Source organism: Sphingopyxis sp. MC1 (assembly GCF_000371385.1).
Lineage (GTDB): Bacteria > Pseudomonadota > Alphaproteobacteria > Sphingomonadales > Sphingomonadaceae > Sphingopyxis > Sphingopyxis terrae.
Genome location: NZ_AOUN01000023.1, coordinates 25104 through 32315 on the forward strand (window position 1 = coordinate 25104; position 7212 = coordinate 32315).

The 7212-nt window shown below is 65.3% G+C and carries 9 protein-coding genes, 1 tRNA gene and 1 pseudogene; 9 read left to right on the forward strand and 2 right to left on the reverse strand.

Annotation, left to right across the window (positions count from 1 at the left end; all coding sequences use genetic code 11):
- Nucleotide 1: 1 nt before the first annotated feature.
- From trbF to EBMC1_RS18880, 8 genes and pseudogenes are all read left to right on the forward strand, one after another.
- The gene (gene trbF, locus EBMC1_RS17100) at nt 2–685 is read left to right on the forward strand and encodes a conjugal transfer protein TrbF (protein WP_442852391.1); all 684 of its coding nucleotides are present in this window, start codon (nt 2–4) and stop codon (nt 683–685) included.
- Nucleotides 682–1638 (forward strand): P-type conjugative transfer protein TrbG, encoded by a 957-nt coding sequence (gene trbG, locus EBMC1_RS17105; protein WP_003052359.1) that lies wholly within the window; start codon nt 682–684, stop codon nt 1636–1638. The genes trbF and trbG overlap by 4 nt, the downstream gene beginning before the upstream one ends.
- Nucleotides 1635–2798: a TrbI/VirB10 family protein gene (locus EBMC1_RS17110; protein WP_003052362.1), complete on the forward strand. Its 1164-nt coding sequence runs from the start codon at nt 1635–1637 to the stop codon at nt 2796–2798. The genes trbG and EBMC1_RS17110 overlap by 4 nt, the downstream gene beginning before the upstream one ends.
- A gap of 2 nt (nt 2799–2800) precedes the next feature.
- Nucleotides 2801–3019 carry a DUF2274 domain-containing protein gene (locus tag EBMC1_RS17115; protein WP_003052365.1) on the forward strand — a complete coding sequence of 73 codons (219 nt, stop codon included), beginning with the start codon at nt 2801–2803 and terminating at the stop codon, nt 3017–3019.
- Between the two features lie 147 nt (nt 3020–3166).
- Nucleotides 3167–3481 carry a hypothetical protein gene (locus EBMC1_RS17120; protein WP_003052367.1) on the forward strand — a complete coding sequence of 105 codons (315 nt, stop codon included), beginning with the start codon at nt 3167–3169 and terminating at the stop codon, nt 3479–3481.
- Nucleotides 3478–3831, forward strand: coding sequence for a toxin-antitoxin system TumE family protein (locus EBMC1_RS17125; protein ID WP_003052370.1), 354 nt, complete (start codon nt 3478–3480; stop codon nt 3829–3831). The genes EBMC1_RS17120 and EBMC1_RS17125 overlap by 4 nt, the downstream gene beginning before the upstream one ends.
- Nucleotides 3828–4226 (forward strand): HVO_A0114 family putative DNA-binding protein, encoded by a 399-nt coding sequence (locus EBMC1_RS17130; protein WP_003052372.1) that lies wholly within the window; start codon nt 3828–3830, stop codon nt 4224–4226. Before EBMC1_RS17125 ends, EBMC1_RS17130 begins: the two co-directional genes overlap by 4 nt.
- Nucleotides 4223–5281: pseudogene (locus EBMC1_RS18880) on the forward strand (recombinase family protein); the annotation flags it as partial. The gene EBMC1_RS17130 and the pseudogene EBMC1_RS18880, both read left to right, overlap by 4 nt.
- Here the strand turns inward: EBMC1_RS18880 and EBMC1_RS18885 are convergent.
- Together EBMC1_RS18885 and EBMC1_RS17140 are read right to left on the reverse strand one after the other, a co-directional pair.
- Nucleotides 5168–5716 (reverse strand): hypothetical protein, encoded by a 549-nt coding sequence (locus EBMC1_RS18885; protein ID WP_231292958.1) that lies wholly within the window; start codon nt 5714–5716, stop codon nt 5168–5170. The pseudogene EBMC1_RS18880 and the gene EBMC1_RS18885 overlap by 114 nt on opposite strands.
- A gap of 141 nt (nt 5717–5857) precedes the next feature.
- A tRNA-Ser gene (locus EBMC1_RS17140) sits at nt 5858–5947 on the reverse strand.
- 238 nt (nt 5948–6185) lie between these two features.
- On the opposite strand from EBMC1_RS17140, the gene EBMC1_RS17145 reads away from it, so the two are divergent.
- Nucleotides 6186–6959, forward strand: coding sequence for a DUF1134 domain-containing protein (locus tag EBMC1_RS17145; protein ID WP_003052374.1), 774 nt, complete (start codon nt 6186–6188; stop codon nt 6957–6959).
- Nucleotides 6960–7212 lie beyond the last annotated feature (253 nt).

Consider the following 7212-nt stretch of genomic DNA (forward strand, 5'->3'; position numbering starts at 1 on the left):
CATCTTCAAAAGACCCGCCGTGCATTACGGCAAGACCCCGCAACCCGAAACGCCCTATCAGCGCGCCGCGCAGGTTTGGGACGAGCGCATTGGCTCGGCCCGCGTGCAGGCGAAGAACTGGCGCTACATGGCGTTCGGCAGCTTGATCCTTTCGGCCGGCTTCGCCGCCGCGCTTGTCTGGCAATCGGCGCGTGGGACCGTCGTGCCCTGGGTAGTCCAAGTTGATCGGCTCGGCCAGGCGCAGGCCGTCGCGCCGGCCACGGCCGACTATCGCCCGACCGATCCGCAAGTGGCATGGCACCTGGGGCGCTTTATCGAACAGGTCAGGAGTATCCCCGCCGATCCCATCATCGTCCGCCAGAACTGGCTACGCGCATACGAGTGGACGACTGACAGGGGCGCGGCGGCGCTCAACGACTATGCGCGCGCCAACGACCCCTTCACCAAGGTCGGAAAGCAACAAGTCGCGGTCGAGGTGTCGAGCGTCATCCGCGCCTCGCCGGATAGCTTCCGCGTCGCTTGGACCGAACGCCACTACGAATCCGGCCAGCTTTCAACAACCGAGCGATGGACCGCGATCCTGACCATCGCAATCCAGCCGCCGCGCGATACCGAACGGCTGCGCGCCAATCCGTTGGGAATCTACGTCAATGCAATTTCGTGGTCGCGGGAGATGAGCCAATGAGGACGATCATCCGCACCCCGGCGATTCCCGCCGTCCTGCTTTCCGCAACCATGCTTGCCGGCTGCGCGACCTACAAACCGCCGCAGATCAGCTACGATGCGAGCGTGCCGCCGTTGCCGGCCGTCCCCGCGGCCGTCACCGACGACCGGCCGCGGCCGATCCATATCCCGCCCGCCTGGACCGTCGCACGCGGCGGCACCGCCGCCGGCACACCGACCGCGCGCGTCGAGAACGCCAATGCCGCCGCCCGCGTGCAGCCGCGCCGCGAGGGCTATTACAACTCCATCCAGATTTACCCGTGGAGCGACGGCGCGCTCTATCAGGTCTATGCCGCGCCGGGCCAGATCACGAACATCGCCCTGGAGCCAGGCGAAAGCCTGACCGGCGCAGGGCCGATAGCGGCCGGCGACACGGCACGCTGGATTATCGGCGATACGGAATCCGGTTCGGGCGTCACGCGCCGAGTCCATATCCTCGTGAAGCCAAGCCGGCCGGACATCACCACGAACCTTGTCGTGACGACCGACCGGCGCGTTTACATGCTCGAGCTGCGCTCGGGCGAGAAGCCCTATATGCCCGCCGTCGCTTGGGCCTATCCGCAGCAGCCGGCCGGGCAGCGGCAGGCGGTGCCGGCCACGCCGGTCATCCCGGCCGCCGCCGCGCGCAACTATCGCTATGGACTGACAGGCGACAATCCAGCTTGGAAGCCCGTCGCCGTCTATGACGACGGCAGGCGCGTCTATGTCGAGTTTCCGCGCGGCATCGTTCAAGGCGAAATGCCGCCGATCTTCGTGCTCGGCGCGGACGGCGAGGCGCAGATCGTCAACAGCCGCATCCATCAACACATCCTGATCGTGGACCGCCTGTTCGGCGCGGCCGAGCTGCGCCTTGGCAGCGGCGACCGCCAACAGACCGTCAGGATTGTCCGCACAGACGGGAGGCCATCGTCATGAGTGAGAATGACACCAATACCGCCACGCCGATGCGGCTTCGCGCGGAAGCCCCGCGCGTCACCCGCCTGTCCCGCAAGGTGCTCGCCAGCGTGGCGGCCGTCGCGCTGGTCGGCGTCGGCGGCGCGCTGATCTACGCGCTCCAGACCCGCGACGGCGGCACGGGCGGCGAAGAACTGTTTTCCACCAACAACCGCCAGCCTGCCGATGGGCTTGCCGGCCTGCCGCGCGACTATACCGGCCCGGTCCTGGGGCCGCCGCTGCCGGGCGACCTCGGCAGACCCATCTTGGATGCGCAGAACAGGGGCCAGCCCGTCGTGCCGCCGACGATCACCACGCCGCCCGTGGATCGCGCCGAGGAACGCCGGCTTGCCGAGGAAGAAGCCGCGCGCGTCAGCCGCGTGTTCTTCCAGACCGAGGCCCGCACCGGCAGCCCGGCCGCAACGCCGGGCGGCGCGACCACGCCGGGACTTCCCGGCCTCGACCTTGCCGGCCTGACAGGGCAACCCGGCCAGCAGACCGCGCGGGACAAGCAGCTTGCGTTCCTCAATGCACCCGTCGATCGCCGCACCACGTCGTCGGATCGCGTCATGGCTCCAGCCTCGCCCTTCGTGCTCCAGGCCGGGGCCGTGATCCCGGCTGCGCTCATTACCGGCATCCGTTCCGATCTTCCGGGCCAGATCACCGCCCAGGTGACGCAGCACATCTATGACAGCCCGACCGGCAGCCTGCTCCTGATCCCGCAGGGGACGCGGATCATCGGGCAGTATGACAATAGCGTTCAGTTCGGCCAGCGCCGTGTGCTGCTCGTCTGGAATCGGCTGATCCTCCCCAATGGCCGCTCTATCGTTCTGGAGCGCCAGCCGGGCGCGGATAGCCAGGGCTACGCCGGTCTTGAGGATGGCGTCGATTATCATTGGTGGGATTTGGCGAAGGCCGCCGGCCTTTCGACGTTACTTGCGGTCGGCACGGAGCTGGCCGTCAGCGACGAGGACCGCCTTGTGCGCGCCATCCGCGACGGGGCGCAGGACACCATCAACGACGCCGGCCAGCAGATCATCCGCCGCCAGTTGCAGGTTGCGCCGACGCTCACGATCAGGCCGGGCTTCCCCGTCCGCGTGATCGTCACCCGCGACCTTGTGCTCGAACCATACAGAGGTTGACCATGAGCAAGCTGAAACTCGGCACGTTGCCCGACGACAAGCCCGTTAAGGTGTCACGCGAATTGCCCGCGACACTCTTTCGAGATTTGCAACTTTATGGACGCTTGTTGGCAGGGGCAGGACAGCCGCCGATAGAGCCGGAAAAGCTAATTGTGCCGATGCTGGAACGCTTCCTCGCCACGGATCGAGAGTTTCAGAAGGCCCGCCGCGCGGCCGGCTAACCTAGTTGGCGGCACCCGACAGCAGGGGTGCCGCCAGCGCGTGAGCGCAAATGCGGCACGCTACAGGCCGCCGATCCCCCTCCATGCTTCGCCTAATTCCGGGGCTTCCAGCCACCCGGAATCCAGCAACGAACCACGGAGGATTCCATGTGCGCGAGACGCCGCCATACCCAAAGGGGCCGCCCACGACAGCCGGCTCCGCAGACGCTTCCCGATGACCTTTACGACTATGACGACGATCCCGCGCCGCGCATCAGCCCGCCGCGCGGAAGCCCGCCCGATGCCTTCGACGTGGAGAAGCTGCCCGTCATCGACGACTGGCCGGAGAAAGTGCCGATCACCGAGGCAGAGATTCAGGTATTCGAGCGATGGTTTGCCGATGTCTTCGACGAGATGTTCGGCCCACTTCCACCCCTGGCAGGATTGACAAAGTTATCCTCATCTGATAACAAAAAGCCATGAGCGAGGATCGTGATCCGAACCTCGACACGCTTCTGGACCTCGACGGCCAGGTGCTCGTTGTCGATCCCGAGGGCGGCCATTGGGTGAAGTTCATCGTCACCCGCGTTCCGGCATCGCCGGAGAAGCCGCACGGCCTCGATTACTCGCTCACGCTTCACGGGCCTTCGGGCGAACGGTTGGTCGGCTTCGACAACGCCCATCCAGTCGGCCGAGGCAGGCGCGGCGATCCGATGGACCATCGGCACCGCCTCCAGACCGTGAAGCCCTACGCCTACGAGGATGCGGCCACGCTGCTGGCCGACTTCTGGCAGGCGGTGGACGCGGTGTTGAAGGAGCGAGGCGTAACATGACCACATTGAAAGTCGGGATTGCCGGCTACGAAGAAATGAAGGCCCGCACCATGCGGATTGCCAAGGGCGAGGAAAAGCCCGCGCCCGGCGATCCGAAGGTGTGGTTCACATCAATGGAATCCTTCGCCAAGGTGCTGTCGGCGGGCAATCGCGAATTGCTGCGCGTCATCGACCAGCAAGCGCCGGGTTCGCTGGAGGAACTGGCCGAGATCACCGGCCGGGCCAAGTCCAACCTGTCCCGCACTCTGAAACGGATGGCCAGTTACGGCCTTGTCCGCATGGAGAAGGGCGAAGGCCGCAAGCTCACGCCCAGGGTCATCCACGACCGAGTAGAACTAGACTTGCCGCTGACCGAGCGCGCAGGGCCGCGCAAGGCGGCAGGAGGCCGGCAATGAACGTCCATAGTCCCACCGTCCACAATCCCAACGTCACGCTGCGCGCCGCCCTCTATCTGCGCGTCTCCACCACTCGGCAGGCCGAGCATGACGTGTCGATCCCCGACCAGAAGCGCCAGGGCGAAGCCTATTGCGAGGCGCGGGGCTATCAGCTTGTCGAAACATTCGTGGAGCCGGGCAACAGCGCGACCAACGACCGCCGCCCGGAGTTCCAGCGGATGATAGAGGCTGCCACCGCCAAGCCGGCATCGTTCGATGTCGTCGTGGTTCACAGCTTCTCACGCTTCTTCCGCGACGAATTTGAAATGGAGTTCTATTACCGCAAGCTGGCGAAGAACGGCGTGAAGCTGGTTTCGATCACGCAGGAGCTTGGCGATGATCCGATCCACGACATGATGCGGCGGATCATGTCGCTATTCGACGAATACCAGTCCAAGGAGAACGCCAAGCACGTCCTGCGCGCCTTGAAGGAGAACGCCCGGCAAGGCTTCTGGAACGGCTCGCTGCCGCCCATCGGCTACCGCGTCGTCGCGGCCGAGCAGCGCGGCGCGAAGGTCAAGAAGAAGCTGGAAATCGACCCGCTGCACGCCGAGACGATCCGGCTCATCTATCGCCTTGCGCTGGAGGGTGAAGGTTCATCCGGCCAGATGGGCGTGAAGGCCATCGTCAAATATCTCAATGGCAAGGGCATCTTCACGCGCGACGGCGGGCGCTGGGGTATCGGTCAGGTTCACCGCATCCTGACCCGGCGCACCTATATTGGCGAGCATCGGTTCAATCGCCGTTCCAACAAGGGAGAGGTGAAGCCCGAGGATGAGGTCATCACCGTTCAGGTGCCGGCGCTTATCGAGCGGGAGACGTTCGACGCGGTGCAGAAGCTCTTGCAGGCCCGCAATCCCAAGACCGAGTTGCCGGCGCGCGTCGTGATCGGGCCGACGCTGCTAACCGGCATCTGCTATTGTGGCAATTGCGGAGGCGCTATGACGATCCGCACCGGCAAGGGCGGGCGCTATCGCTACTATGCGTGCTCGATCAAGGCCCGGCAGGGCGAAACCGGCTGCAAGGGCCGCGCGATCCCGATGGATAAGCTCGACCGCATGGTGGTCGGGCATATCGAGGAACGCTTGCTTGATGCCGACCGGCTGGAGGACTTGCTTGGCACCGTGCTCGGCCGTCGCGACGATCAGGCCGAGCGTCGCCGGCAGCACATCGCCGAACTGGAGCGGCGCGCGACCGAATCGGAATTGCGCCTCAAGCGCCTCTACGACGCCATCGAGGCGGGCGTCGCCGATCTTGACGACCCGGCGCTCAAGGAGCGCATCGCCGGCCTCAAGGTCATCCGCGATCAGGCCAGGGCCGACGCCGACCGGGCGCAAGCCTTGCTCGACAGCCCCGGCCACAGCGCCATTACCCCGACCATGATCCGGGGATTTGCGCGTCGCGCACGCGAGCGCATCCGGGGCAGCGAGGGCGGCTATCGGCGGGATCATCTGCGCTCGCTGGCGCAGCGTGTCGAGGTCGCCGACGACGCAATTCGCATCATGGGATCGAAGACGGAGCTGCTAAGGACGCTTATTGCTGGCCAAGTGCGGCAATCGGCGGTGGCTGGCGTGCCCAGAGGGGTTCCAAAGTGGCGGAGACGGAGGGATTCGAACCCTCGGTACGGTTCCCCGTACGACGCTTTAGCAAAGCGTTGGTTTCAGCCACTCACCCACGTCTCCGCATGGTCTGCCGCGCGAACGGCAGGTTGGCCTGAGCGGGCGCTATAGCCAGACCGATCACGCCCCGCAACGCCTAACATTGGCCTTTTTGTCACTTATTCCCCTATTGGTCGGTCGAAATGATTCGGTCCGGCGCAAAATCGACTCAAGTCATCGCCCGTTCATTGCCGCGCCGACAGGATGAGTCATGGTTAACCCGGCTTGCGGCGCCCGAAGCCGCCGATTTTTGGGGGAATATATGCGGAATGCGCTTACCAATATTGCCGTTGCGGCGGTCGCCTCGATCGGGCTGATGCTCGCCGGGCCGGCGGCGCACGCGCAGATGACATCGGTCGATCCCAATACGGCGATCGATTCCGACCTCAACAATCCGGCGCCCCCGCCGTCTCCCCCGCCGGCCACGACGACGAGCGACCCGTCGCTCGACAGCGACCTTGCCACGGGCGCCGAGCAATATTCGGTCACCTCGCCCGATACGGGCACGACCACCGCTGCGCCTGCAACCGGGACGGCGGCCGCCGACGACACCACAACCTACAAGGAAGACGATCTGATCGGCGCTGCCGAAGGCGTCTTCGGCAAGGGTGCGCAGGGCCTCGCCGGCCTCATCGAGGATATTCTGAAGAAGCAGGGCGAACCCAACGCCTATATCGTCGGCCGCGAAGCCGGCGGCGCGCTTGGCATCGGGCTGCGCTACGGATCGGGCACGCTGTACCACAAGATCGAGGGCGAACGCCCCGTCTACTGGACCGGCCCCTCGATCGGCTTCGACGCGGGCGCCAATGCCGGCAACACTTTCGTGCTGGTCTACAATCTGTTCGACAGCGAGGATCTCTACAAACGCTATCCGGCGGGCGAAGGCGCCGCCTATCTCGTCGGCGGCTTCAACGCGAGCTATCTGCGCCGCGGCGACGTAGTCCTCATCCCGATCCGCGTCGGCGTCGGCGCGCGGCTCGGCGCCAATATCGGCTATATGAAATTCCGCAAAAAACAGAGCTGGGTGCCCTTCTGAAGCACCCGCCACTCCCAAAAGGGCGATGGGCCCGCGTCTTCGGACGCGGGCCTTTTTCTTTGGGAGAAAGCCGCGTTGCTATGCGGTGGGACAGGGCTGGAAGCGAGCGGTTGCGGTTGTTTGGGCCTATCCCGCCCCGTTCGCATCGAGCGACGTCGAGATGCCCCTCGGCGTCGGGCTATCGAGATGGGTGTCTCGACTTCGCTCGACACAAACGGGAAAAGAGATTCGTCGGCTAGCGACCGATTGCGGA

Bases quoted from the DNA above. Each gene is read 5' to 3' on its own strand.
- EBMC1_RS17115 (WP_003052365.1), top strand. From the start codon at position 2,801: ATGAGCAAGCTGAAACTCGGCACGTTGCCCGACGACAAGCCCGTTAAG.
- EBMC1_RS17145 (WP_003052374.1), top strand. From the start codon at position 6,186: ATGCGGAATGCGCTTACCAATATTGCCGTTGCGGCGGTCGCCTCGATC.
- EBMC1_RS17110 (WP_003052362.1), top strand. From the start codon at position 1,635: ATGAGTGAGAATGACACCAATACCGCCACGCCGATGCGGCTTCGCGCG.
- EBMC1_RS17130 (WP_003052372.1), top strand. From the start codon at position 3,828: ATGACCACATTGAAAGTCGGGATTGCCGGCTACGAAGAAATGAAGGCC.
- EBMC1_RS18885 (WP_231292958.1), bottom strand. From the start codon at position 5,716: ATGATCCCGCCGATAGCCGCCCTCGCTGCCCCGGATGCGCTCGCGTGC.
- EBMC1_RS17120 (WP_003052367.1), top strand. From the start codon at position 3,167: ATGTGCGCGAGACGCCGCCATACCCAAAGGGGCCGCCCACGACAGCCG.
- trbG (WP_003052359.1), top strand. From the start codon at position 682: ATGAGGACGATCATCCGCACCCCGGCGATTCCCGCCGTCCTGCTTTCC.
- EBMC1_RS17125 (WP_003052370.1), top strand. From the start codon at position 3,478: ATGAGCGAGGATCGTGATCCGAACCTCGACACGCTTCTGGACCTCGAC.